16 protein-coding genes are annotated in these 24,489 nt (G+C 72.3%); 11 read left to right on the top strand and 5 right to left on the bottom strand.

All coding sequences use genetic code 11. The features are described 5' to 3' along the window. The first annotated feature begins 14 nt into the window (after positions 1-14). Together ACGFIE_RS06895 and ACGFIE_RS06890 are read left to right on the top strand one after the other, a co-directional pair. Positions 15-443: a MarR family winged helix-turn-helix transcriptional regulator gene (locus ACGFIE_RS06895; RefSeq protein WP_393291871.1), complete on the top strand. Its 429-nt coding sequence runs from the start codon at positions 15-17 to the stop codon at positions 441-443. Positions 444-582: 139 nt separating this feature from the next. Further along, the gene (locus ACGFIE_RS06890) at positions 583-2,367 is read left to right on the top strand and encodes an N-acetylglutaminylglutamine amidotransferase (RefSeq protein ID WP_393291869.1); all 1,785 of its coding nucleotides are present in this window, start codon (positions 583-585) and stop codon (positions 2,365-2,367) included. A gap of 35 nt (positions 2,368-2,402) precedes the next feature. On the opposite strand, the gene ACGFIE_RS06885 is transcribed toward ACGFIE_RS06890, so the two are convergent. Beyond that, positions 2,403-3,536, bottom strand: coding sequence for a glutamate--cysteine ligase (locus tag ACGFIE_RS06885; RefSeq protein ID WP_393291867.1), 1,134 nt, complete (start codon positions 3,534-3,536; stop codon positions 2,403-2,405). Between the two features lie 192 nt (positions 3,537-3,728). Here ACGFIE_RS06885 and ACGFIE_RS06880 point away from each other — a divergent pair, with 192 nt between their 5' ends. From ACGFIE_RS06880 to ACGFIE_RS06865, 4 genes are all read left to right on the top strand, one after another. Then, positions 3,729-5,360, top strand: coding sequence for a DUF885 domain-containing protein (locus ACGFIE_RS06880; protein ID WP_393291865.1), 1,632 nt, complete (start codon positions 3,729-3,731; stop codon positions 5,358-5,360). A 179-nt stretch (positions 5,361-5,539) separates the two neighbouring features. Then, a complete protein-coding gene (gene fxsA / locus ACGFIE_RS06875) occupies positions 5,540-5,731 on the top strand; it encodes an FxSxx-COOH cyclophane-containing RiPP peptide (protein WP_363681682.1) in 192 nt (63 codons plus the stop codon). Positions 5,732-5,733: 2 nt separating this feature from the next. Next, positions 5,734-6,963, top strand: coding sequence for an FxsB family cyclophane-forming radical SAM/SPASM peptide maturase (locus tag ACGFIE_RS06870; protein WP_393291863.1), 1,230 nt, complete (start codon positions 5,734-5,736; stop codon positions 6,961-6,963). Then, positions 6,960-8,660 carry an aKG-HExxH-type peptide beta-hydroxylase gene (locus ACGFIE_RS06865; RefSeq protein ID WP_393291860.1) on the top strand — a complete coding sequence of 567 codons (1,701 nt, stop codon included), beginning with the start codon at positions 6,960-6,962 and terminating at the stop codon, positions 8,658-8,660. Before ACGFIE_RS06870 ends, ACGFIE_RS06865 begins: the two co-directional genes overlap by 4 nt. Before the next feature lie 58 nt (positions 8,661-8,718). Here the strand turns inward: ACGFIE_RS06865 and fxsT are convergent, their stop codons facing one another. Next, the gene (gene fxsT / locus ACGFIE_RS06860) at positions 8,719-12,630 is read right to left on the bottom strand and encodes an FxSxx-COOH system tetratricopeptide repeat protein (protein ID WP_393291859.1); all 3,912 of its coding nucleotides are present in this window, start codon (positions 12,628-12,630) and stop codon (positions 8,719-8,721) included. Positions 12,631-12,642: 12 nt separating this feature from the next. After that, positions 12,643-13,884 (bottom strand): TIR-like protein FxsC, encoded by a 1,242-nt coding sequence (locus ACGFIE_RS06855; RefSeq protein ID WP_393291857.1) that lies wholly within the window; start codon positions 13,882-13,884, stop codon positions 12,643-12,645. 134 nt (positions 13,885-14,018) lie between these two features. On the opposite strand from ACGFIE_RS06855, the gene ACGFIE_RS06850 reads away from it, so the two are divergent. Beyond that, entirely contained in the window at positions 14,019-15,341 is a 1,323-nt protein-coding gene (locus tag ACGFIE_RS06850) for a flavin monoamine oxidase family protein (RefSeq protein WP_393291855.1), read from the top strand. A 113-nt stretch (positions 15,342-15,454) separates the two neighbouring features. Here the strand turns inward: ACGFIE_RS06850 and ACGFIE_RS06845 are convergent, their stop codons facing one another. Next, the gene (locus tag ACGFIE_RS06845; protein WP_393291853.1) at positions 15,455-18,091 is read right to left on the bottom strand and encodes a discoidin domain-containing protein; all 2,637 of its coding nucleotides are present in this window, start codon (positions 18,089-18,091) and stop codon (positions 15,455-15,457) included. A gap of 231 nt (positions 18,092-18,322) precedes the next feature. Further along, entirely contained in the window at positions 18,323-19,522 is a 1,200-nt protein-coding gene (locus ACGFIE_RS06840) for an ROK family transcriptional regulator (RefSeq protein ID WP_363681696.1), read from the bottom strand. A 235-nt stretch (positions 19,523-19,757) separates the two neighbouring features. On the opposite strand from ACGFIE_RS06840, the gene ACGFIE_RS06835 reads away from it, so the two are divergent. The 4 genes from ACGFIE_RS06835 (at position 19,758) to ACGFIE_RS06820 (ending at position 24,357) form a co-directional block, all read left to right on the top strand. After that, complete coding sequence (locus ACGFIE_RS06835; protein WP_363681698.1) at positions 19,758-21,056, top strand: sugar ABC transporter substrate-binding protein; 1,299 nt, start codon at positions 19,758-19,760, stop codon at positions 21,054-21,056. A gap of 70 nt (positions 21,057-21,126) precedes the next feature. Beyond that, complete coding sequence (locus ACGFIE_RS06830; protein WP_393291850.1) at positions 21,127-22,119, top strand: carbohydrate ABC transporter permease; 993 nt, start codon at positions 21,127-21,129, stop codon at positions 22,117-22,119. Further along, entirely contained in the window at positions 22,112-22,951 is an 840-nt protein-coding gene (locus tag ACGFIE_RS06825) for a carbohydrate ABC transporter permease (RefSeq protein ID WP_393291848.1), read from the top strand. The genes ACGFIE_RS06830 and ACGFIE_RS06825 overlap by 8 nt, the downstream gene beginning before the upstream one ends. Before the next feature lie 29 nt (positions 22,952-22,980). Then, positions 22,981-24,357 carry a GH1 family beta-glucosidase gene (locus ACGFIE_RS06820; RefSeq protein ID WP_393291846.1) on the top strand — a complete coding sequence of 459 codons (1,377 nt, stop codon included), beginning with the start codon at positions 22,981-22,983 and terminating at the stop codon, positions 24,355-24,357. The last annotated feature ends 132 nt before the right edge of the window (positions 24,358-24,489 follow it).

Genomic DNA, 24,489 nt, shown 5'->3' with positions numbered 1-24,489 from the left:
GCTACCGTATTCCGGTGACCGAGGACACCACCGACAACGGCGACGAGAGCCTGGCCGAGACGTTCTGGGCTGTCGCGTCCCGTCTACGCCGACAGACCCGGGAATCACTGGCGCCGTGGGACGTCACCCCCAGCCAGTCCCGGGCGCTCGGGGTGCTCGGCCGCCACGGGGAGGTACGCCCCGGCACGCTCGCCGAGCACCTGCACATCGCGCCCCGCTCGGCCACCGAGGTGATCGACGACCTGCAGACCCGAGGGCTCGTGGAGCGCCGACCCGACCCGGCCGACCGGCGGGCGACCCTTGTCGCGCTCACCGCCGAGGGCACCCGGATCAGCGCCGCCATCCGGGCCGCCCGACGCGCCGAGGCGGACCGCTTCTTCGGCCACCTCGACGACAGCGACCGCGCCGAGCTGGCCCGCATCCTGCGCACCCTGCGCGCCTGAGCCCAGCGGGTTTGCCCCCGCCGCGCACGGGTAGCCAGCGGCCCCGTTCGTTCGCCGGGCCCCGCCACCACCAGCCGGGGAGAGGTGACAGGAGGACGCTCGTGCCGCTGCTGTCCCACTCGTCCCACCGTCCCGGCTGATGTGCGGGATCAGCGGGGAGGCGCGCTTCGACGGCCAGCGGCCCGACGCGGCTGCCGTCACCCGGATGACCGAGGCGATGCGCTCGCGCGGCCCGGACGACGAGGGCCTGTGCGCTGACGACTGGGTGCTCCTCGGGCACCGGCGGCTGACCATCATCGACCTGTCCGATGCCGGCGGCCAGCCGATGGTGCGCGACGACCTGGGCCTGGCGCTGGTGTTCAACGGGTGTATCTACAACTATCCCGAGCTGCGCGAGGAGCTGCAGAACGCCGGGTACGCGTTCCGATCCACAAGTGACACCGAGGTGATCCTGGTGGCGTACGCCCACTGGGGTGAACGGTTCGTCGACCACCTGGTCGGCATGTTCGCGATCGGGCTTGTCGACCGGACCCGGCGGCGGCTCGTCCTGGCCCGCGACCGGCTCGGCATCAAGCCGCTCTACCTCGCCGAGACCCCCGGGCGGCTCCGATTCGCCTCCACCCTACCCGCGCTGCTGCGCGCCGGCGACGTGGACACCGGCATCGATCCGGTGGCGCTGCACCACTACCTGTCCTGGCACTCCATCGTGCCGGCGCCCCGGACCGTGCTGCGCGGCGTCCGCAAGCTGCCCCCCGCCACGGTACGGGTGATCGAGGCCGACGGACGCAGCCGGGAGCAGGTGTACTGGCGGCCCGACTACGTGCGCGAGCCGTCCGACACCGGCATGGACGCCGCGGACTGGCGGGCCGCGGTCGGCGACGCGCTGCGCACGGCCGTACGCCGACGGCTGGTCGCCGACGTCCCGGTCGGGGTGCTGCTCTCCGGCGGTCTGGACTCCAGCCTCATCGTGGCGCTGCTCGCCGAGGCCGGTCAGGAGCACCTGCGCACGTTCAGCATCGGCTTCGACAGCCGGGGCGGCGAGTCCGGCGACGAGTTCCACTACTCCGACCTGGTGGCCCGCGCGTACGGCACCGACCACCACCGCGTCCGGCTCGCCGACGACGACCTGGCGCCCGCCGTACGACGGGCGGTGCTGGCCATGACCGAGCCGATGGGCAGTCACGACGTGGTCGCCTTCCACCTGCTGTCCGAGCAGGTGGCGCGGCACGTGAAGGTGGCGCAGTCCGGGCAGGGCGCCGACGAGGTGTTCGCCGGCTACGGCTACCACCAGCCGCTGACCGGGGCGCCCCGCCACGGCGCCGCCGAGACGTTCGCCGGCGCGTTCTTCGACCGTGACCACGATGAGCTGCGCGCCATCGTCGGCCCGGCGTACGCGCTGGAGCACGACGCCAGCCGGGACCTGCTCACCGAGCACCTCGCCGCGCCCGGCGCGCAGACCGCGCTGGACGCCGTGCTGCGCCTGGACACCCACCTCATGCTCCCCGACGACCCGGTCAAGCGGGTGGACAGCATGAGCATGGCGTGGGGCCTGGAGGTGCGGACGCCGTTCCTCGACCAGGACCTGGTCACGCTTGCCGCGCACTGCCCACCGGAGCACAAGGTGGCCCAGGGCGGCAAGGGCGTGCTCAAGGAGGTCGCCCGGGAGGTGCTGCCGGCCGAGGTGATCGACCGGCCGAAGGGCTACTTCCCGGTGCCGGCGCTGCGCAACGTGGACGGGCCGGTGCGCGAGCTGGTCGCCGAGGCCTTGCAGGCCCCGGTGGCGCGCGAGCGGGGCCTGTTCCGCCCCGAGTACATCGCCCGGCTGCTCGCCGAGCCGGACCGGGCCGAGGCCGCGGCCGGCAGCAACAAGCTGTGGCAGCTCGGCCTGCTGGAGCTGTGGTTGCAGACCCACGACATCCGCTAACCGCACCGCCGTGCCCGCGAGACACGGGCCGCCCGTCAGGCGGCGGCGGTCTGGACGGCGAGGTCGTCGAGGACCGCGAGCAGGTCGCCGGTGCGCTCCAGCACCCGGCGCTGTCGGGTCGCGCCGGTGCCGTCACGGCGCAGCCGGGCCAGTTGGGCCAGCACGTAGCCGAGATCGCCGTGGCGCAGCAGCGCCGGGGCTGTCGTCGCCATCAGCTCATCGACCAGGTCCCAGGCCGGCCGGGTGCCGCCGGCCCGCAGGTCGATCAGCTCGCCGTCCAGGCCGTCGTGGGCCGCCCGCCAGTGCGCCGCGGCGACGAGGCAGTCGCGCACGGACGGGGCGGGCACCCCGGCGCGTACGTCGTCGGCGAGTGTCGCGACCAGGCTGCGGACCAGGGCGGCGACCAGCACGGCGTCGTCCACGGTCGGGCAGACGTCACCGACGCGGACCTCGACCGTCGGGTACGCCGACGACGGTCGGGCGTACCAGTAGACCATCGCCGCGTCCAGCATGATGCCGGCGGCGATCAGCTCGTCGACCGTGCGGTCGTAGTCGGCGACGGAGTCGAAGTACGGCGTGGGACCGATGCTGGGCCAGCGTTCCAACTGCATCGACCGCCAACTGGCGTGGCCGGTGTCCTGCCCGTCGTGCAGCGGCGAGTTCGTGGTGATCGCCTGCACCACCGGCAGCCACACCCGCAGGTGGTTGCAGACCTGCACGGCCAGCTCCCGGTCCGGCAACCCGACGTGCACGTGACAACCGCAGACCGCCGGATCGTGTGCCACCGGACCGTACCGGCGTGACATGGCGTGGTAGCGCGGCCGGTCGGGCACCGTCCGGCGCGGCTCGGTCACCGGGGTGGCGCCGACCGCCACGAGCCGGGCCCCGGCCGCGGCGGCGGCCTCGACGGCTGATCGGCGCAGCGCCACCAGGTGGGTGCGCAGCTCGGCGAGATCGGCGCAGACCGGGGTGACCATCTCCACCATGCTGTGCCGGAACTCCTGACGGCTCTGGTCGCGGGCCGGACCGCGCAGCGCGGCCAGCACCTCGTCGGCCACCGGCAGGTTCCGGCCGCTGTTCGGGTCGAGGAGCAGGAACTCCTCCTCGACGCCGAGGGTGAGCGTGCCGAGGTCGGGCGCGGTCTCGACGGTCGTCGGACGGTACGCCATGGCCCCTCCCCTCCCCTGCTGCGGCCGGCCGCGCGGGTTTCCCGGTCTACCCCTGTGACAAACGCGCCCTCAGGGCCGTCGCGCGTGCGGTGAGGAAGGCCCGTTCGGCCGCGTTGTCCGTCAGCGCGACGGCCGTCCGGTACGCCTCGACGGCCCCCACCCCGAGGCGGCAAAGCCCCTAGCATTGCCCGCATGATCGAGGAATTCGCGGATCGGTTCCTGTACGAGATGGCCGGCCTCGACCCCTGCACAGCTGTCGTCGAGGCTGGCGAGCAGGATGTCGACGGGCTTACCGACTACAGCCCGGAGGGCCACCAGGCCCGCGCCGACCTCGCGGCCCGTGCCCTGCGCGAGCTCGATCTCCTGGGTGACGCACTGCCGACCGCGACCCCGCTGCACGCCCACCTCGCCGAACGGCTGCACACGCGTCTCGCCTTCCACGACGCCGGGGAGGACCTGCGCGAACTGCACGCGGCGGCCACCGGTCCACTCCAGCTCATCCGCCAGGCCGTCGAGGCCGCGATTCCCGGCCGCGGCGCGGAGGGCGCGGTCTTCGAGGAGGGCTGGGCTCGTGTCGGCGTGCGCCTGGCCGCGATCCCGGCGGCCCTGGACGGGTACGCCCGCAGCCTCCTACTCGCCGCGGGGCGCGGCAATCTGCCGACGCGGCGCCAGGTGGAGCTCGTCACGCAGCGCTGCGACAACTGGGTCGACGAGGATGTCGCCCTGGTGGATCGCTACGGCGAGGGGCGTCAGCGGGCGTCGTTGCGGGCCGCAGCGACGGGCGCGCGAGAGGCGTACCAGAAATTTGCCGAGATGCTGACCGCGGACCTGGCACCGCGGGTTGTCGAGGAGGAAGCCTTCGGTCAGCAGCGGTACACACTCTGGGTGCGCACCTTCCTCGCGGCTCAACCTGATGTGCGTGAGCTGTACGACTGGGGCTGGGACGAGTTCCGAGCGACAGAGGCAGAGCTGATCGCGGAGGCGAAAGCCCTGGGCGGGAACGTGCCACAGGTACTTGCCTGGCTCGCCGGCCCCGACGCACCCGGAACGCTGCACAGCAGGGAGGCGTTCGGCGCGTGGCTGCAGGAGCTGTTGGAGGCCACCAGCGAGCGGCTGGACGGCGTGTACTTCGACATCCCCGCCCCACTGCGGCGCATCGAATCGCGGTTGACCACATCGTCCGGGATTGCCTACATCGGGCCGTCGCGGGACCTGACGCGGCCGGGCCGGGTCTGGTGGTCCCTGCCGGAGGACGCGGCGTCCTTCCCCACCTGGTACGCCTACAGCACCGCCTATCACGAGGGCGTTCCCGGCCACCACCTCCATCTCGGCTCCGAGGCCTGCCGGGGAGGCCTCGGGCAGCGGCTGAACCTGCTCGGCGGCCTCTCCGGCAGCCAGGAGGGCTGGGCACTGTACGCCGAGCGGTTCATGGACGAGCTCGGGTTCTATGAACAGCCGGGTGCTCGACTGGGCCATCTGTACATGCAGCTCCTGCGGGCGGCCCGGGTCGTGCTCGACATCGGCCTGCACCTGCGACTGCCGGTGCCCTCCGGTGACGGAGCGGTGTGGACGCCGGATGCCGCGCTGGAGCTGCTGCGGGACCGTTGTCACCAGGGCCCCTACGCGGCCGCCGAGCTCGGGCGTTACCTGGGCCGGCCGGGGCAGGCGCTGGCCTACAAGGTGGGTGAGCGCGTGTGGCTGGCAGGCCGCTCGTCGTTCCCCGGCGACCGGCGCGCGTTCCATCGTCAGGCGCTGGAGCTGGGTTCGCTGGGCTTGGATCAGATGACAGCCGCCCTGACCGCGCTTCCCGGCCTACCCCGATGACGGACGCGCGCCCAGGGCCGTCGGGCGGCGGGGCCTGTCGTACGCCAGGTAACGGCACGGTGGCCAGCGCGTACGGGCTGCGGTGTCGCGCCATCCGGGGCCGGGTGCGATGGTGTAGAAAGGCGGAGTGAGCGCAGCGGTGACGCAGGTGCCGGTCTTCGACCGAAGGACGGTCCACGGTGGCTGACCACGACCAGCCGCCCATCCCCCGCACTGTCGGCACCGCTCTGGTGCAGCTCGGCGACGTACCCCTGGCGGACCTGCTGGCCGGTGCCGGCGACGGCGTGCTGGCCCACGTGTTGGGCACGCTGGCAGCCGAGAGCGAGCCGGGCCGGCCCGGCGACGTGTCGGCGTTCGAGTCGAGCTTCTGACCGTGCCGGCCGACGCCCCGCCGTCGGCCACCCGACACCGCCCTGTCGTGGCCGCGCCCCGCATCCGCCAGGTGGTGCTGAAGGTCCACTCGCGATGCAACCTGGCCTGCGACTACTGCTACGTCTACCAACACGCCGACCAGGACTGGCGGACCCGGCCACGGATCATGGCCCCCGGCACCGTGCGCCGGGTCGCCGACCGGCTCGCCGCGCACGTGGCCCGGCACGGCACCGACCGGGTGCGGGTGGTGCTGCACGGCGGTGAGCCGCTGCTCGCCGGCCTCACCGTGCTCGACCGGACGGTACGCACGCTGCGCGCCGCGATGCCCTCCGGCGTCGCCCTCGACGTGGCGATGCAGACCAACGGGCTGCTGCTCGACGAGGCGGCGCTCGACCTGTGCCACACGCACGGCATCGACGTCGGGGTGAGCGTGGACGGCGACCGCACCGCCAACGACCGCCACCGTCGCCACGCCGACGGGCGGGGCAGCTTCGACGAGGTGGCCGCCGCGCTGCGTCTGCTGGCCCGGCCGGAACACCGGGCCCGCTACGCCGGTCTGCTCTGCACGGTCGACCTGGCCAACGACCCGATCGCCGTCTACGAGGGCCTGCGGGAGTTCGACCCGCCCCGCCTGGATCTGCTGCTGCCGCACGGCAACTGGTCCGCTCCCCCACCCGGGCGTCACCCCGACGACCCCGCCACCCCGTACGCGGACTGGCTGATCGCCGTCTTCGACCGCTGGTACGCCGAGGCGCCACGGCGTACCGGCATCCGGCTGTTCGAGTCGGTGATCGCGTTGCTGCTGGGCGGGCGCAGCGGCACCCAGGCGCTGGGCGCCGCCGAGCCGGACGTCATGACGATCGAGACCGACGGCACCATCGAGGGCACCGACACGCTCAAGACGACCACCGCGTCGGCGATGCGGACCGGCTTCGACGTCTTCCGGCACAGCATCGACGACGCTCTGCGTCACCCGTCACTTGCCGGGCGTCCCACCGGGATCGCTGCGCTCGCGCCGGCCTGCCGTGCCTGCCCGGTCGTCGACGTCTGCGGCGGCGGCCTGTACGCGCATCGCTTCCGCGACGGCGCCGGCTTCGTCCACCCGTCGGTCTACTGCGTCGACCTGCTGCGCCTGATCGGGCACGTGCGGACGGTGGTGACCGCCGACCTGGACGCGCTGCGCCGCCGCGTCGCCGCGGCGAGCGTGCCGACGCCTGTGGCGCAGCCGTGACGGGCCCGCTGTCGGCGGCGCAGCTCGCCGGGCTGGGCAGCGGCCACGGGGACGCCGCCACGGTCGCCGTGTTGCGCGGCGGGCAGCTCGGTCGCCGCCGGTTGCTGACCGTCGCCGCGGCCCGCGCCTGCCGGGGCGAGCCACTGCTCGGGCAGAGTCTGGAACTGCTCACCCGGGCCGAGCAGGCCGACCCGGCGGCGGTGGCCGCGGTGCTGGCCCATCCCCCCGTCACCGGGTGGGCCCGCGCCGCGCTCGATGGTTCCACAGGCCCCGCCTACCTGGCCGCGCTCGCGGCGACGGCGGCGACCCGCGCCGGCCTGACGTTCACGCTGACGCTGCCCCGCCCGGCCGACGGGGTGCTGCCACTGCCCACCGTCGGCGCGGCGACGGGCCTGCCCGCCGACGGCCCGGTGCGGCTGCGCGGCGAGGGGGGCACGCTGCGGATCGACGCCGCCCAGGATGACGGGGTACGGATCGAGGCGGGCGGTGGCCGGCTGCTCGACGCGGGCGTCGGCGGGATGGGCTGGCTGCCGGTGCGCCGGATGAGGCCGTTCGACGCGGTCGAGGTGCTCATCGACGACCAGGACCCGTGGCGCGGCTGCTACCACCGGCCGTCCGCGCCCCGACTGGACGACGTGTCGGCCGCCCGGCTGCACCGGCTCACCGCCGAGGCCGGGCAGTGGCTGCGCTGCCACCTTCCGGCACACGCCGACGCGCTGGCCGGGCTGCTGCGCACACTCGTGCCGCTGCGTCCGCCGCCCTCGGGCAACCCGGTGAGCGCCACCAGCAGGGATGCGCTCGGGGCCATCGCGCTCTCCGTGCCGGCCGACGCGCAGACCCTCGCGCTGCTGCTCGTCCACGAGGTGCAGCACACCAAACTCGGCGCGCTGCTCGATCTGGTCCCGCTGCACGGGGCGGGTGGGCCGGCCCGCTACCGGGCGCCGTGGCGACTGGACCCGCGCCCGGTCGGCGCGCTGCTGCAGGGCGCGTACGCGCATCTGGGGGTGACCGAGGTGTGGCGCTGCCGGCGGCACGAGGGCACCGCCGCCGCGTTCGAGTACGCGTACTGGCGGGAGCAGACCATCCGCGCGGTCCGGCAGCTCGCCGACGCGGCCGAGCTGACCGAGGCCGGCCGGTCGTTCGTGGCCGACATGGCGACCACCCTGCGCGGCTGGCGTGACCCGGTCGACGGCGCGGTCGAGGCGGCGGTGCGCGACGTGGCGGACGCCGGCGCGATGCGCTGGGGCCTGGCCAACCTGGCCCCCGACCCGGACGAGGTGGAGCGCCTGACGCGCGCGTGGCGACAGGGCGTGCCACCGGACGCCGGCCGCTCGGTGTCGACTGTCGTTCCGGCCGCGGCCCGCCCCGCCCTCACCATGGGCAGTGGTCCCGAGGGCGCCGTCCGCCATCGGCTGCTGGGCTCCGGCGGGCCGCCCGGCTCGAGCCCGAGTGACCAGGCGTACGCGGCGGGCAAGCGGGAGGACGCGTTGGCCGGGTACCGGCGACGTGTCGCGGCCGACTGCGGCGACGTGGACGCCTGGGTGGGACTGGCCCTGAGCGCCCACCACACCGGACAGCCGGCTGCGGCCAGGGCGCTGACCAGCCGTCCCGAGCTGGTGCGGGCGCTGAGCCACACGCTCCCCGACGCCGACCCGCTCGCCCTCGCGGCCTGGCTGGCGCAACCCTCCGCACGGTAGGCCGCGGACCGTAAGCACGAGAGGTGGCCGAGGTGGAACCGAGCGGGGCGGGGACGGGTCAGAGCAGGGCCGGCTCGATGTAGGCGTTGGAGCGTTCCCGCTGGCGGGCCTGCAGCACCCGGGGGTTGTCCCCGCCGAAGAGCTGCACCAACTGACCGAACGCCTCGTCGTAGAGGGCCCGGCCGGCGTCCGCCTCGCTCTCGGTTGCCTGCCGGCTCAACGCCAGGTTCACCGACGCGGAGAGCGTGTCCGGGTGCTCGGCGCCCAGCGCCCGGGTCAGCTCCACGTACGCGGTCGTGTCCAGCAGCAACGCGTTGTCCCGGTCGCCGAGGGCGAACAGGTCGTTGGCCAGGTTGAGGGTGGCCAGCAGGGTGTGCGGGTGTCGCTCGCCGAGGCTGGCCAGCAACTGGTCGCGGACCCGCTGGGACAACTCCCGGGCCTGGGTGTGGTCACCCTGCTTGCGCAGCAGCACACCGAGGTTGTTCAGGCAGGCGAGGGTGATGGCGTGCGACTCGCCGAGCACCTCGTTGTAGCCGTCGCGCAGGCGACGTGCCACCCGCAGGGCCGTCTGGTTGTCGCCCACCGCCGACCAGGTGGTGGCCAGGGCCATCTCGGCGGAGAGCGTGTCGGCGTGCTCGCTGCCGAGGGTGCGCTGGTAGCGGACCACGGTCCGCTCGATCAGCCGGTGCGCGTCGGCGAAGCGCCCGAGCTGACGCAGGGTGAGCGCCAACTCCTTCGCCGTCCGCAGGGTCTCCGGATGGTCCGCGCCGATCACCTTCTGCTGGATGGTGTAGGTGCGTTGCAGGACGCTGTGCGAGCGCCACAGCTCGCCGGTGTCGCGCAGGCCGCGCCCGTAGTTGCTGGCCGAGGCGAGAGTGGACGGATCCTCCTCACCGAAGCGGTCCCGCCGCCGCTCGTGGATGTGCTGGTCGAGGGCGGCGGCGCCACGGAAGTCACCGACCAGGCGCAGCGAGACGGCGAGGTTGTTCTCGGCGGTCAGCGTACGACCGCTGTCGTCGCCGAAGCTGCGCACGCTCAGCTCCAGGGTGCGCCGGTCCTGCGCCTCGGCCTCGTGGTAGAGGCCCTGGGCGCGCAGGTCGGCACCGAGACTGCGGGCCGTCATCAGGGTGTAGAGGTGCTCCTCGCCGAAGATCCGCCGCTGCCGGTCGTAGACGTCGCGGTCGATCTCGAACGCACCGTCGAAGTGGCTCTGCGCGCGGAGCACGTTCGCCAGGTGGAAGCGCATCCGCAGCTTGGTGGGATCGTCCTGGTCGGTGTCGCGCCACCCGGCCAGGGACTCCTCGGCCAGCGCGCGGCTGGTGTCGTAGTCGCCCCGGCGGTAGAGGTAGCGCACGATGTCCACGACGAGTTGCCGCGCCTCGTCCAGCGTGGACAGGTGCAGACCGCTGGGGCGGACGTGCGGCCACAGCTCCGCGTACCGGGGCCAGTTGACAGGCTTGTCGGGATCGCGGGGGCTGGCGGCGGCGAGCAGCAGTTGGGCCTCCCGGCGGGCCTCCTCGGGGTCGGCCAGCTGGTCCTGGATGACGAGCTGGACCAGCCGGTGGATCCGTACGGAGTTGTTCTCCGCGTCGACCTGGGCCAGGCCGTAGCGGCCCAGCTCGGCGGTGACCAGGCCCTGCAGGATCGGGTCGGTGAGCGTCGGGTCGATCGGGGCCATGAAACTGGCGAAGCGGTCACCGGTGAGCATGGCGACCGGGATGGGCTCCGGCGCGTAGAACGAGCACAGCTCCAGCAGCCGGGCCGCCGCCGGCTTCTCCTCGCGCAACTGGCCGAGGGTGAACAGCCAGGTCGCGGCGAGCGCCTTCGAATAGCCGGCGGACTGCCGGCCGTCGAGGATGCGCAGCAGGCCGGGGGTGTCCAGCGAGCTGAGGTACTTCTCCACCTGCATGGCGCTGGCCCGCAGGTACGCCGCGCCCTGCTCGACCGCGAGCGGCAGGTCGCCGAGTTTCTCGGCCACCTGGGCGGCCTCGTCGTCGGTGAGCCCGCGGACCCGGTCGCGCAGCAGTTGGACGCTCTCGGCGCGGTCGAAGACGGTCAGCTCGGTCGCGGTGGCGTACTCGCTCCAGCTCTGGTCTCGGGTCGTGAGCAGGACGTGGCCGGGGCCCTGCGGCAGCAGCGCCCGGGTGGCGTGGGTGGGCTTGTCGGCGTTGTCCAGGATGATCAGCCAGCGCCGGTCGGAGCCGGCGCGGCGCAGCGTGTCGAGCACCCGGCGGGCCGCCTCGGCGCCGCTGCCCGTGCCCAGCCCCATCGCCTGGCCGAGGTCGCCGAGGCCGCCGCGGATGCGGTCCTCGCTGTCCGCCGGGATCCACCAGACGAGGTCGTAGTCGCGGCCGAAGCGCAGCGCGTACTCGGCGGCGAGCTGGGTCTTACCGACACCGCCGAGGCCGTGTATGACCTGGGTGGCAGAGTCCGGCGAGGTGGTGAGCCGGTCACGCAACGCCTCGAGCTGGGCGGCGCGGCCGACGAACGGGGTGCCGTGCTGGCGGACGTTGGATATCGCCGGAAACGGGCCGGGGAACCGGCCGACCGCACGGCCACCGACGGTGACCGTGGGCGCTCCGGCCGCCTCCAGCAGCCGGGTCCGCGCGGTGGACGGGTCGACGTCCGTGAGGTCCACCGGGCTGTGATCGCTGTACGGGACGGTGAGCCGCGACTCGTCGACCCGCAGCGGCACCAGCACTCCCCCACCGCCGAGCTGGTCGCGGCCGGTGGCGGTCTTCCACACCTCACCGGCGAGGGAGGTGCCCGCGTAGTGCCTGGTGAGCACGGCCAGTACCCGGCTGGCGCCGCTGGCGGCCCGGTCGAACTCGGCCCGCCCGCCGGAGTGCAGCGGCACGTCCAGCGCTCGGCGATCCACCCGCAGCCCGGCGTCCTCCAACTGGTCGGTGATCCACTCGGCCCAGAGCCGGTCGGCGGAGGCGTAGCTGAGCAGCACCGCCTGCTCGGCGGTGAGCCGGCTGCGTTCGAATTCGGTGAGCGAGCGGCGTCGGTCCGGCTCGCGCATCGGGTGCAGCTGGGTGATCCGTCCGTTGGTGATCACCGAGGCGAGCTGCTCGTACGCGGCCAGCAGGGTGCCGACCTGCTCGGGCCGGTCGCCGAACGCGGCGAGGATCTCCTCGTAGGCGTAGAACGTGCGGTACGGCACCTCGATGGTGTTCCAGTAGCGGGCGGCCGCCGCGTCGGAGAGGTGATCGAGGAACGGGGCGAACTCGGCGCGGACCAGGTCCCGGCCGGTCTCCAGCTTGCGCAGTTCGGCGTCCTCCACGCGCATCGGCACCGGCAGCAGCAGCGGCGGGTCGTCCGGGCGCTGGCTGCGGATGGAGCGGGCGACCGCGGCGGCACCGCGGATGCTCTGGGTGGACATGGTGAAGCAGTTGACGACCAGGTCGGGCAGTTGCACGGTGCAGATGCCGGCGACGTCGCTGAGGCCGGTGCGGCTGTCGATCAGCACCACGTCGTACTCGGCGCGCATCTGTGCCCGCACGGCGTCGATGAACGACGCGCCGCCCTGCCGCTCGTAGAAGTTGGCCCAGTCGAAGGTGCTCACCAGCCGGGAGTACGCCGAGTCCTGCTGACCGGCGGCCACGAAGTCGATCACGCCGCCGTGGCTGAAGTCCCAGTTCAGCGAGACCGCCCGGCGTTGGATCTTGGCATGGCCGGTGAGGAGTTCCTGGGAGTCCTCGTCACGGTTGCGCTGCATCGTGGCGATCGAGTAATCCCAGATCATCTCGATGACGCCCGGGGTGGCGCGCAGCTCCTTGTCGCGCAGGAACGGATGGAGGTAGCGGTGCAGACCCGGAGACTCCAGGTCCCAGTCGACGACCAGCACCTGCAGTCCCTGGCTGGCCAGGATCCAGGCGACGTTGGCCAGCGCCATCGTGCGGCCGGTGCCGCCCTTGTACGAGTAGAAGGTCACGATCTGGCCGCGTGCCGTCTCGTTCACCGCCATGGCGTGCCTCTCCTAGGGACCTTCGAGGATCGGGCGTTGAGGCGAGCCGTCGGTGGGCGGCTCCTGGTAGACCGTGCCCGTGCGGTAGATCCGGCCCTGCTCGACCACCAGCACGTCCTCCAGTTCCTCCTGGAAGCGTGCGGACGTCGCGATCTGGGTGCGCCACACGTCGCGGGTGTTGTGCAGGACGTGGTGCGGAAGCACCCGGGCCAGGGTGTCCCACATCTTGCGGTTGCCGCCGGCAGCCGCGTCGTCGGCGGCCGTCCACGGCACCAGCACCGGCGCGCGCGGCGAGTCCACGTCACCGTCGTGGCGGATCAGGCTGACCTGGTAGCGCGGCAGGTCGGCGGACCAGACGTCGACCACCAGCACGACGATCTGGTTGTGCGCCCGCGCCCACTCCCGCACGGCCGCCAACTCCTCGGCGTCCTCCACCGTCCAGCCGTAGCTCTTGGTGGTGGCGATGGCCCCGGCCCAGCTGCCGATGGGAACCTCCAGCTCGGGCCGGTACGGACGCCAGTCCCGCGAGACCGCGCCGTAGCGGTCCTCGGCACCGGGCCGGCTGTCGGCCAGCTCGGCGGAGCTGCCGGCGACCAGCACGATGTGCACGTGCCGGGCGCTTGTCGCCCGCTGCACCGCCGTCGAGGCGGCCTGGCCGTGGTGTGCCTGTGGCCGCGCCGGCAGGTCGAAGGCGCTTGTCACCTTGGACAGCACGGGACGCTGCGCCGGCCGGTGCAGGATGTGGTCGCGGGCGGTCTGCACGATGTGCTTGGCGAGCGCGTCGACGAAGTCCTTGTACTCGTCCTCGTGCCGACGGCGCTGCTTGAGGGTGAGCAGGCCGTCCTGGGCGTAGACGGTGCCGGTCGGGAAGTTGCGGTACTGGAAGCCGGCGACAGCCTTCGGCAGCCTGTCGCACGGGATCCACTGCACAGGCACGATGGCGGGTGGACGGATGTGGAACTGCCGCTCGTGCTCGTCGATCCGGTCGGCGAAGACCCGGAACTCCCGACCGCAGTAGTCGCTGACCACGTACCGGGGGGAGGTGAGCGCGATCAGGCAGGCGCTGCTGGACAGCGCGTCGGACAACGCGTCCGTCCAGGTGCTGCCGAGCAGGATCTGCCCGTCGATGAACCCCGCCTCGTCCCAGTGGACGGCGGCCAGCCCGGCCACCGCTTCACTGAGATCGCCGAAGAACGCCTGTATCTGACCGTTGCGGTTGTCCTCCTGGGCGTAGCTCAGGAAAAAGAGTGGCACGCCCGCCTCCGCTCACGGGTTCCACGACCGGTAGGCACAGTATAAGACCGTCGATGCCACCCCACCCGGACCGCGATCATCGGCGTGAGCGCGCGAAGAGTCATATGCCCGACGCTTTGGGGTAGACCGTGGCCGTGTCCGAGGGCTTGCGGGTGATCGTGGTCGGCGCCGGCTTCTCCGGTCTCGCCGCCGCCGCGGCGCTGCACCGGGCCGGTGCGCGCGTGCGGGTGCTGGAGGCCCGCGACCGCGTCGGCGGGCGGGTGCTGACCCGGTGGCTGCCCGACGGGACGCAGCTCGACCTGGGCGCCCAGTGGATCGGTCCGACCCAGGACCGGATGTACGCGCTGGTCGCCGAGCACGGGCTGGTCACCTTCGCCTCGGCGGCGCTCGGCGCGTCCACAGTCCTGTGGGCCGGCGAGCGGCGGACCGAACCGCCCGCGCAGGTTCCCCGGGTGCTCGACCTGCTCGACGGATACGCCGCCGGGCTGGACCCGGCCGCGCCGTGGAAAGCGCCGGAGGCCGCGCGGTGGGACGCCACGACGCTCGGCGGTTGGCTGCGCGCCACGGCTGGGGACGCCGACACGGCCGACTACCTGGGGCGACTGCTCGCCGGTGGGCTGCTGGCCACCGGCGCGGACGAGGTGTCCCTGCTGCACCTGCTCTTCTACCTGCGCGGCGCGGGCGGCACCGGGCCGCTGCTGGGCATGGCCGGCGGCGCGCAGCAGGACCGGATCGTGGGCGGTCCGCCGGCGCTGGCCGAGCGGATGGCGGCCGGGTTGCCACCGGGGACGCTGTGGCTGGGCGCCGCCGTGCGCGCGATCCGGCAGGACGCGGACGGGGTGACGGTGTGCACCGACGCCGGGCGCGTCGACGGCGACGCCGTGGTGGTCGCGCTGCCGCCGGCACTGGCCGGCCGGATCCGGTACGATCCGCCACTGCCGCCGCTGCGCGACGGCCTGACGCAGCGGATGCCGATGGGGTCGGCGTGGAAGGTGCACGCCGTCTACCCCGAGCCGTTCTGGCGAGCCGACGGGCGCTCCGGCGTGTCCACCAGCAGCTCCGGCCCGCTCACCGAGACCGTGGACAACTCCACGCCAACCTCGCCGCGCGGAGTGCTCACCGGGTTCAGCTACGCCGGCGACGCCGCCGCGCTGCGGGAGATGTCCCCGGCGCGACGGCGCGAGTGCGTCCTGGACGCCTTCGCCACAGTGGTCGGGCCGCGGGCGGTGGATCCGATCGCGCTCGTCGAGTACGACTGGTCGGCCGACGAGTGGACGCGGGGTTGTTTCTGCGGTGTCCTCACCCCGGGGGCCTGGCGCGTGTACGGGCCACGGCTGCGGACGCCGATCGGGCGGGTGCACTGGGCGGGCACCGAGACGGCGACCCGCTGGGCCGGCTACCTGGAGGGCGCGGTGCGTGCCGGGGAGCGCGCGGCGGCCGAGGTGTTGGCGTCCTGAGGATGTGACCGTGGCCGGCCCGGTCTTCGGCGGGACCGGGCCGGCCTCGGCCCTGGGTGCGACCCGCACCGGCCCGGTCCGATGAGTCGACCGGGCCGGCGCGGGCGCCCCGGTCAGGGGTAGGTGGTCAGGTACACCGTCTGGTTGGCCGCGTTCGCGGTGCCCCCGGCGTTGTTGATCACCCGATTGATGGTGCCGACGCCACCGAGCGAGACGGTGACCATGTTCGTGAAGCGCACGTTCGAGTTGACCGGCACCTCGAAGGACCGTTCCTCGACCACCGCGGGGTTGACGTTGAAGTAGCTGTAACTGCCCAGCCCGTACGCCTGGTGACTGGTCACCGAGTCGGCGACCTTGTACGCGGCGTAGCCCCTGGTCGGCCCGTTCATCCAGGCCGCCTGGTTCGGTACGTCGTAGGGCAGCTCGTTCTGGTAGAAGTACGTCCGGCCGCCGTTGCCGTTCCAGAGGGTCTGGTACTTCTGGTAGTGCTCGACGAAGAGGCCGTACATGGTGACGTTGTCGCCGTTGACGGTCAGCCCGGTGTCGGCGGTGTTCAGCGTCCACCCGGTGGGTACGCCCGAGGCGGCGTGATCGGCCCGCCACAGCCACATGTGGTCGCCGATCACGTTGTCGCTGTTGACGGTGAGCGTGTTGGTGGCCTTGCCGACGTGCGGGCCGCCGATGCGGAAGAACACGTCGTGCAGCGAGGTCGGGTTCGTGGCGTGGCTGGCGGACGAGCCGGACGGCCCGACCTCCATGAGCACCGGCGAGTTGGTCGTGCCGGCTTCGAACATCAGGCCGGCGACCTTGACGCCGTCCACATCGGCCACCCGCATGCCCACGCTGCCGTTGTCGGCCTGGATGGTGGCCAGGCCGAGGCCGAGGACGACCGTGTCGGCCCGGTTGATTTGGATCGGCTCGGTGACGTGGTGCACGCCCGGCGTGAAGAGCAGGTGCCTGCCCTGCGCGACCGCCGCGTTGATGGTCGCCGCGCTGGTGCCGGGCTGGACGACGTAGAACTGCGACAGCGAGATCGACGAGCCGGCCGGGGTCTTGTTGTACCAGCTCGTGCCGGTCGAGTTGGTGCGCAGCGCGGGTACGAAGACCCGGTACTCACCGGTGCCGTCGACGTACAGGAACGGCTTCTCCCGCACCTGCGGGGTCTGCGCGATGACCGTGTGCGACGGATTGGGGAAGCTCGGCGCCGGGGCACCGACGACGCCCTGGAACACCATGTTCCACACCGAGCCGGTCCAACCGTTGCCGAACTCGCTGTTGCGGGAGTACCACTGCTGCTGCGAGCCGGAGACGACCAGGCCGTCGATGCGGGTGTCGGCCAGCAGGCCGCCGCTGGACCAGCCGTCGCCGCCGTTCCAGAGCTGGATCTGGTTCTGCGCGCCGCGCAGGTGCATCCGCCGGTACGGAGCGGCCTGCGACACCGCCCAGCGCTCCACGGTCTGCCCGGCGGGCAGGGTCACCGAGAGGTTCTCCGCGGCCCGCCAGAAGTTCTGCGTGGCGTTGCCGCCCATCCAGAACGCCTCGGTGCGGACGTGGCCGTTGAGGTTGACGTCGTCGGGGCTCAGGCCCAGCCCGGCGACCTGGGTGAAGAAGCCGAGGTTGACGTCGGCGGTGTAGGTGCCCGGCTTGAACAGCACGGCGTAGCGCTGCGGGCCGAACTGGTTGGTCTCCTGCTGGGTGAAGAGGGTGTTCAGTCGACTCTGGATGGTCGACGTGGGCGTGCTGGGGTCGAAGACGTACGTGTTGGGCCCGAGGTTGGGGTTGTACGGGTCGGTGGTGCCGACCGGGGGTTCGGTGGTGCCGCCGCCTGTCGTGTTCACCGCCAGTTCCCAGAGCGAGTAGCCGTAGGCGGTGCCCCGGGCGGTGCCGTACACGCGCAGGTAGCGTCCGCTGCCGGCGACGGTGAGGCTCTGCGTGCCGCCGGTAGCTGTGGTGGTGGAGTACACGGTGGTCCAGGTGGACCCGTCGGTCGAGGTCTGGAGCTGGAAGGCCCGGGCGTACGCGGCCTCCCAGGTGAGCGTCACCCGGCAGATGGTGCGGGTGCTGCCGAGGTCGACGCGCAGCCACTGCGGGTCGCTGGCGGCGCTGGCCCAGCGGGTGCCGGTGTTGCCGTCGACGGCGGCGGACGCCGGGGTGCCGGCGTTCTCGGTGGACGAGGCGGTCACCGGGCTTCCCTGCGCGACGTTGGTGCTGCCGCAGGTGGACGTGCCGCCGCCGGTCTCCCCGTAGACCTGGAACTCCCAGAGCGAGTACCCGTAGGCGGTGCCCCGGGCGGTGCCGTACATGCGCACGTACCGGCCGGTGCCGGTGACGGTGAGGTTCTGGGTGCCGCCGACGCCTGTGCTGGTCGAGTAGACGGTGGTCCAGGTGGCGGCGTCGTTGGAGGTCTGGATCTGGAAGGCCCGACCGTAGGCACCCTCCCAGAGCAGGTTGACCTGGCTGATGGTCGCCTGGGCGCCCAGGTCGACCTGGAGCCACTGGGGGTCGCTGAACGCGCTGGCCCAGCGGGTGCCGGCGTTGCCGTCGACGGCGGCCGACGCGGGGGTGCCGGCGTTCTCGGTGGACGAGGCGGTCACCGGGCGACCCTGCGACAGCAGCGTGGGGGCGGCCTGCGCCGGGGCGGTGGCGACGGCCGGGGTCAGGGCCGCGACCAGTGTCACGGCGAGCCCGGCGAGGAGGTGCCGGACGACCCGCCGGGGACGCGGACGTACGGATGTAGCACGAGATGTCATGACATCGCCTGTCGATAGGGCGTTACGGACGCCATGCTGGTGGGGGATCGGATGTCGCCCGTGGTGCCGTGGGTGGTGGTGCCGCCGATGCGGCGCCGCAGGGCGGAGAGCGCTCTCGTAGGAGTGTTGCGGCGAGATTGCGGCGGCGTCAAGACATCGATCTATAACTTCGTTATTTATCCCGAGGTTCGGGTTTTGTGTAATTTGCCGTCGCGGACGGCGTCGTCCCGCTCAGCGGCGGACGCCGCCCTCGGTGAGGAAGCGGGCGATCGGGAGGGTCGCCGCGCCCAGGGCCACCGCGTCCACGCCGAGGCGGCACAGCTCGATCGACGCCTGCTCGTACGGCTGGCGCAGCGCCTGCCGACCGGCGGCCTCGCGGACGGCCGGCAGCAGGTCGCCCAGCACCATCGCCGCCCACCCGCCGAGGACCACCCGCTCCGGGTTGAAGAGGTTGATCAGGTTGGCCACCCCCGCGCCGAGGTAGCCCGCCGTGTCATCCAGCACCCGGCGAGCGGTGGCCGACGAGTCGGCGGCGGTGACAAGCGCGGAGAGCTGTGACTCCTCGTCCACCCCCGGCACCTGACGACCCCGACGCGCCTCGCGGTAACGGTCGATGATCGCCTCCGCCCCCACGTACGCCTCCAGGCAGCCGCGCGCGCCGCAGCGGCAGGCCCGGCCGCCGTACACCAGGGTGGTGTGCCCCCACTCCCCCGCACTGCTGGACGCCCCCCGGTAGGTGGCGCCGTTGGTCACCACTGCCGCGCCCACGCCGGAGCCGACGAGCGCGAAGACGGCGTGCCGGGCGCCGCGCCCGGCGCCGAACCACATCTCGGCCTGGCCGAGGGTCTTCGCGCCGTTGTCGATGTGCAGCGGCAGGTCGGTGCCCGCGCCGATGAGGCGTTCCAACGGCACCCGGTCCCAGCCGAGGGCCTGGGCGTGCACGACGGCCTCGACGCCCTGCTCGACCACCCCGGAGACGCCGATGCCGACGCCGAGGACGTCGGCGGTGGCCACCCGGGCCTGGCCGGTGACCGCCTCGATGCCGGCGAGCACGTGCCCGGCGACCACGGCCGGCTCGGTGCGTGCGGGATCGAGCGGGTACTCGATGCTGGCGAGCAGGCTCATCGCGAAGTCGAACAGCTCGACCCGGACCCGGGTCTCGCCGACGTCCACGCCGATCACGAAGGCGTACCGGGGGGCGACCCGCAGCAGCATGCTGGGGCGGCCACCGTCGGACTCGGCGGCGCCGGCCTCGGCCACGATGCCCTCGTCGATCAGGTCGGCCACCACGTTGCTCACCGCCGGCTGGCTCAGCCCGGTGCTGCGCACCAGGTCCTGCCGGGTGAGCGGCGCGTCGAGGAAGAGCTTCGTCAGCAGGGCGGACCTGTTGCGCAGCCGGACGCTCCGGTTGGTGGCTCGTGCCAGCTCCACTCGTCCCCTCGTTCCCGTCGGCCGTTGGTGGCGACTGTAACCGCACCGTGCTTGACGACCCACCGGCCAGCAACTTTAATGACGACATTCATTAAGCCGTGATGTAACTCCCGGGAAACGCCGACGGACCCCCGACGGCGCATCCGGAGAAACCCCGTCCGCAGCCGGCCACCGTCGCCACCCCTATCGACGACGACGGTCGGCGGACCCCCACCACGCACCGGAAGGGCTGACCGTGTCGAGACGACACCTCGGGATATTCACCGCCGCCGTACTGGCCGCCGCATCGCTTGCCGCCTGCGGCGGTTCCGGCGACGACTCCGCCGCATCGCCCAAGACCCTCACCTACTGGGCCAGCAACCAGGGCGCCAGCCTGGAGGCCGACAAGACCACTCTCCAGCCGGAGCTGGACAAGTTCGAGAAGCAGACCGGCATCAAGGTCAACCTCGAGGTGGTCCCCTGGTCGGACCTGCTCAACCGGCTGCTCGCCGCCGCCGCGTCGGGCAAGGGCCCGGACGTGGTGAACATCGGCAACACCTGGTCGGCGTCGCTGCAGGCCACCGGCGCGCTCGTCGAGTTCGACGACGCCACCCTGCAGGCCGTCGGCGGCAAGGACCGCATCGTGCCGGCCGCGCTCGCCGCCGCCGGGGCCCCCGGCAAGCCGCCGGCCGCCGTGCCGCTCTACAGCATGGCGTACAGCCTGTACTACAACAAGAAGGCGTTCGCCGACGCCGGCATCACCGCGCCGCCGACCACCTGGGAGCAGCTCGCCGAGGACGGCAAGAAGCTCACCAAGGGCGGCAAGTGGGGCCTGGCGATCGAGGGCGCGAACCCGTCGGAGAACGCGCACCACGCCTTCACCTTCAGCCAGCAGTACGGCGGCGACTGGTTCGACTCGGCCGGCAAGCCGACCTTCGACACCCCGCAGAACGTCTCGGCCATCAAGCGCTACGTCGACTTCATGGCAGCCGACAAGATCACCAACCCGAGCAACGCCGAGTACGCGCAGAACCAGTCGGTGTCCGACTTCGCCAACGGCAAGGCCGCCATGCTGCTCTGGCAGTCCGCCGGCTCGAACCTGAAGACGCAGAACATGCCCGCCGACGCGTACGGGGTGGCACCGGTGCCGTTCCTGGCCAGCCCGCCGGCCGGCGGGAAGAAGGTCAACAGCATGGTCGCCGGCATCAACATGGCGGTCTTCAAGCACACCAAGAACAAGGACGGCGCGCTGAGCTTCGTCAAGTTCATGACCAGCGACGAGGAGCAGACGCTGCTCAACAAGACGTACGGCTCGCTGCCGGCGGTGAAGACCGCGGGCGCCGACCCGGCGTTCAGCGCCCCGGAGCAGAAGAGCATCCAGGAGACGCTTGTCACCACCGCCGCCCCGCTGCCGCAGGTGCCCGACGAGAGCACCTTCGAGACCCTGGTCGGCACCGCCATGAAGGAGTTGTTCGCCGACGCGGCGAGCGGCAAGCCGGTCACCGAGCAGTCGGTGAAGGCGAAGCTGACCGACGCGCAGCAGAAGATGCGCTGACCCACGCAGCGCCGGTGGCCGTGGTCGGGCGACGAGCCCGGCCACGGCCACCGCCTCCGAGAGGACCCCGATGGCAACCAGCACCACCGCGCCGAACGCCGACCGGCGCGCACCCCGGGCCGGGTCACCCGCCCGGGAGGCCGCCCGCCGGCCGCGCGGCCCCCGCCGCTCGCTCCTGCCGTACCTGCTGCTCGCCCCGGCCATCGTGCTGGAACTCGCCATCCACGTGATTCCGATGGTGGTCGGGGTCTGGATGAGCCTGCTGGAGCTGACCCAGTTCCACATTCGGGACTGGTCCACCGCGCCCTTCGTCGGGCTGGAGAACTACCGCGCCACGCTCGACCTGAACAGCGCCGCCGGCAAGGAGCTGCTGCACTCGTTCTGGGTGACGCTTGTCTACAGCGTGCTCTCGGTCGGGTTCGCCTGGCTGCTCGGCATCGCGGCAGCCGTCGTGCTGCAGAAGCCGTTTCGCGGGCGGGCCATCCTGCGGGCGCTGTTCCTCACCCCGTACGCCCTGCCGGTCTACACCGCCGTGATCACCTGGAGTTTCCTGCTGCAGCGTGACACCGGCCTGGTCAACCACGTGCTCGTCGACCAGCTCGGACTGCTGAACGAGCGGCCGTTCTGGCTGATCGGCGACAACAGCTTCTGGTCGCTGCTGATCGTGTCGGTCTGGCGCAACTGGCCGTTCGCGTTCCTGTGCCTGATGGCCGGCCTGCAGAACGTGCCCGGCGAGCTGTACGAGGCCGCCGCGATCGACGGCGCCGGGTTCTGGCGCCGGCTGCGCTCGGTCACCCTGCCCATGCTGCGGCCGGTGAACCTGGTGCTGCTGCTGGTGCTGTTCCTGTGGACCTTCAACGACTTCAACACCCCGTACGTGCTCTTCGGCGGCTCCGCGCCCGAACAGGCCGACCTCATCTCCATCCACATCTACCGCAGCTCCTTCAAGACCTGGGACTTCGGGTCGGGCTCGGCGATGTCGGTGGCGCTGCTGCTGTTCCTGCTCGTCGTCTCGGCCGCGTACCTGCTGATCACCAACCGCCGGAGGGACGACCATGCGTGAGACCGCAGGTGAGCGCTGGGGCCGGCGCATCGTGCTGACCCTGCTCACCCTCTTCGTCGTTCTTCCGCTCTACGTGATGGTCACCTCGGCGGCGAAACCGTTGCGGGACGTGCAGAACGGCTTCACGTGGTGGCCCAGCCGGCCCACCCTGCAACCGTTCGTCGACATGTGGAGCACCGTGCCGCTGGCCCGCTACCTGGTCAACAGCCTGGTGGTGTCGAGCGTCGCGGCGGTCTGCTCGGTGGCCGTGGCGATCTTCGCGGCGTTCGCGGTCAGCCGGTACCGGTTCCGCGGCCGGGGCGTCTTCTCGGTGACGGTGCTGTCCACCCAGATGTTCCCCGGCATCCTGTTCCTGCTGCCGCTGTTCCTCATCTACGTCAACCTGGGCAACGCCACGGGCATCGAGCTGTACGCCAGTCGTACCGGCCTGATCATCACGTACCTGACCTTCTCGCTGCCGTTCTCGATCTGGATGCTTGTCGGCTACTTCGACTCGATTCCCCGCGGGCTGGACGAGGCGGCGCAGGTCGACGGGGCGGGTCCGCTGCGCATCCTGTTCCGGGTCATCCTGCCGGCCGCCGTGCCCGGCGTGGTCGCGGTGACCGTGTACGCGTTCATGACGGCCTGGGGTGAGGTGCTGTTCGCCTCGGTGATGACCGACGAGGGCAGCCGCACCCTGGCCGTCGGCCTGCAGGGCTACTCCACCCAGTTCAACGTCTACTGGAACCAGATCATGGCGGCCTCGCTGGTGGTCAGCATCCCGGTCGTCGCCGGATTCCTGGCCCTGCAGCGCTACTTCGTCGCCGGCCTCACCGCCGGTGCCGTCAAGTGACTCACCCACACCCAGAGGAGAACCGACCCGTGCCCGACCTGTCCAAGCTGCCAGCCGACTTCCTCTGGGGCGTCGCCACGGCGGCGTACCAGATCGAGGGGGCCGTCGACGTCGACGGCCGGTCGCCGTCCATCTGGGACACCTTCTCGGCGACCCCCGGCACTGTCGACAACGGCGACACCGGCGCGGTGGCCTGCGACCACTACCACAGGTGGCCGGACGACCTGGCGCTGCTGCGCCGGCTCGGCGTGGACGCGTACCGGTTCTCGGTGGCCTGGCCCCGGGTGATGCCCGACGGCGTCGGTCGGGTCAACCCCGCCGGGCTGGACTTCTACGACCGGCTCGTCGACACGCTGCTCGCCGACGGGGTCCGGCCGTTCGTCACGCTCTACCACTGGGATCTGCCGCAGGTGCTCCAGGATCGGGGTGGCTGGCCGGAGCGCGCCACCGCCGAGGCGTTCGCCGAGTACGCGGCGGTGGTCGCCGCCCGCCTCGGCGACCGGGTGGCCGACTGGAACACTGTCAACGAGCCGCTCTGCGTGTGCTGGATCGGGCACCTGGACGGAAACATGGCCCCCGGCGAGCGGGACCTGACCCGCGCCGTGCACGCCTCGCACCACGCGCTGCTCGGGCACGGCCTGGCCACCCAGGCGATCCGGGCCAACGCCGCCCGAGAGGCGTCGATCGGTCTGGTGCTCAACCTCAGCCCGATCGAGCCGGCGACCGACCGACCCGAGGACGTCGCGGCGGCGCGGCGGGCCGACGGGCACGTCAACCGCTGGTGGCTGGACCCGATCCACGGGCGCGGCTACCCCGCGGACATGATCGCCACGTACGGCGTCGAGCCGCCGGTACGCGGTGACGACCTGGCGGTGATCGCCACGCCCACCGATTTCCTCGGCGTGAACTACTACTTCCGCCAACTGGTCGTCGACGACCCGACCGGCCCGGCGCCGTACGCGAAGCAGGTGCCGGTGCCCGGCTCGGTGGAGACGGCGATGGGCTGGGAGGTGTGCCCGGCGGGCCTGGAGCGGCTGCTCGTCGACGTGCACGAGGAGTACCGGCCGGGCCGGATCATCGTCACCGAGAGCGGCTCGGCGTGGCCGGACGAGGTCACCGCCGACGGCACGGTCGAGGACAAGGAGCGCACCGACCACCTGGAGCAGCACCTGGCGGCGTGCGCGTCGGCGGTGGCCCGGGGTGTGCCGCTGGACGGCTACTTCGTGTGGTCGCTGCTGGACAACTTCGAGTGGGCGTACGGCTACGACAAGCGCTTCGGGCTGGTGCACGTCGACTACGCCACCCAGCGGCGGACCGTAAAGGCCAGCGGCCTGCGCTACGCGGAGCTGATCCGCGCCCACCAACGCCTCGCCCGAACCACCGACGCGACAGCGCCGGTGGCCTGAGACGGGGGCCGGCGGGGATCCCCGGGCGCCGCATCCGGTGGCGCCCGGGGCACGTCGGGCAGGCTCTATGCGTAATTCGCCCGCTTATGTGCCACTGCCGCTAGTCTGGGCCGGTGCGGGGCGGACCGGAGA

The sequence above is a fragment of the Micromonospora sp. NPDC049275 genome (assembly GCF_043197115.1).
Lineage (GTDB): Bacteria > Actinomycetota > Actinomycetes > Mycobacteriales > Micromonosporaceae > Micromonospora.
Note: the sequence above shows the minus strand (reverse complement) of the source record. Positions and strands in the feature narration are given on the sequence as shown.